Source organism: Coleofasciculus sp. FACHB-712, assembly GCF_014695635.1.
Taxonomy (GTDB): domain Bacteria; phylum Cyanobacteriota; class Cyanobacteriia; order Cyanobacteriales; family FACHB-T130; genus FACHB-T130.
In genome coordinates this window covers 1-1,719 of record NZ_JACJOQ010000322.1, presented here as the reverse complement: position 1 = coordinate 1,719, position 1,719 = coordinate 1, and the positions used below count along the sequence as shown (strand labels likewise).

The window sequence follows — 1,719 nt, the reverse complement described above, 5'->3', positions numbered from 1 at the left end:
AGCAAACCATGACGGACACCATAAAATAGCCGATTGAGCATGGTTTGTTCTTCTTCATCCAGCCAATCTTTAGTGAGCAGGACAGTTTGCAGCTGGTACTGGTTCACAGGAGTAATCCGGCGGGAGACGAATATCTGAGCAACTAGATCCTCGATAGTCACTTGGGTCGGAAAAAACTCAGCTGTCATGGTCAGATCAAGAATTTGATATCTCTACTCTCAGCTTTTTCCGAACCATCCCCAGTGATGCAAGCTAGAAAAAATTGTGACAACACCTTAAAAACTAAGTGATCCCGGTCATTTCTGGAGTCATGAGGAAGTGCTGTCTCAGATTTTCAAAAACCACTTTTGGCGATACATTGCGTACAGAATCGCCCACCAGAACAACAATGTCATGATGGCGAACAATAAAGAGGCGTTCATCGCTCCCGCCCAAGACACAAAGGCATTCTCATAGATCCAGTTATAAGTAGTTGGGGCGGTTTCGCCGGTTCCGACGTGGGTTTTAGCTAGGATTTTAATCAGCAGAACTGAGGCGACAAACGCGAAGATAGCGTTTAACCCCATAACTTCAAACGGCTTCCCCCAGCGGCGGAACTTCCGCACTTCCATCACTTCATAACAACCTGCCAGCAACAGCAACGCCCAACCAGTCGTGAAAAGAACGAAAGAACTCGTCCACAGTTTCTTGTTGATCGGGAACGCTAACCCCCACGCCCATCCAGCGGCTAGGCAAGCAATGCCAAACAAGACCAAGCCGATACTGGTGCGCGACTGTACTGGTTGGGTGCGTATCCAGTCAACCGTAAAGTAGCCGGTGAGGACGGTGACAACCGCGGGAAGAGTGCTGAAAAGACCTTCAGGATCTCCCATTGAGTTGAAATTATCTCCCTTATACAGATGCGCTGTGCCAACGATCAGGCGGTCAATATAAGCGCCAAAATTCCCTTCCCGCGTTAAGACACCAGCTCCATAATCGGGAACCGGGATCAAAGACATCGCTATCCAGTACCCAATGAGTAGCAGTGCTGCTAGTACCCACTGTCCTTTGCGTGGCACGTTAAGAACGATTAGAGCAGCCAGCAGGTAGGCAAGGCTAATCCGCTGCAAGACACCCATGATGCGGATGTTGCTGAAGTCATAATTCCAGAAGCCGTTCAGCAGCAAACCAAGAATAAAAAGAATCGCCGCTCGACGTAAAATTTGTCTATAAACATCGGCAGTAGGGCGGTTCCCTTCCGCGTATTTGGAAAGGGAAAAGGTCATTGCCCCGCCGACAATAAATAGAAAGAAGGGAAATACCAAGTCTGCCAAGGTGCAGCCGTGCCATTCTGCGTGTTCCAGGAAAGGATAAACTTGGTCGGCAACTCCCGCCTGATTAACTAAAATCATTCCCGCAATGGCAATACCTCGAAACACATCGAGCGAAGTCAAGCGCATAGTAGAGTTTCCAGAAGCAAGACATTAATAAATAACAGGGTGATAGGCATCACTCTATCGAACGAAGACGTTCATCTTGTCGCTTAGGGTAACATCACGGGGAAGGAAATCAAAATAATTCCCGATTAATTAAAGAGTTGTAGGAGCGTGATGCTAGCTCTAGCCGTTCAAGCTTAATACTAGGGTCACGAAACTGCTCGATAAAATTTTGGTATCGCGAATTACTCGTACTGACCCGCAACAACGCCGCGCTTAGTTGTTGCAGGCTTTGCTGAAGGAA

Annotated in this window: 2 protein-coding genes; both read right to left on the bottom strand. The window is 47.9% G+C overall.

Going from position 1 to position 1,719, the window contains the following annotated elements:
• A partial coding sequence (locus tag H6F50_RS08330; protein ID WP_190428287.1) for a hypothetical protein occupies positions 1-188 on the bottom strand: 188 nt, incomplete at its 3' end.
• A gap of 138 nt (positions 189-326) precedes the next feature.
• Positions 327-1,439 carry an acyltransferase family protein gene (locus tag H6F50_RS08325; RefSeq protein ID WP_190428285.1) on the bottom strand — a complete coding sequence of 371 codons (1,113 nt, stop codon included), beginning with the start codon at positions 1,437-1,439 and terminating at the stop codon, positions 327-329.
• Positions 1,440-1,719 lie beyond the last annotated feature (280 nt).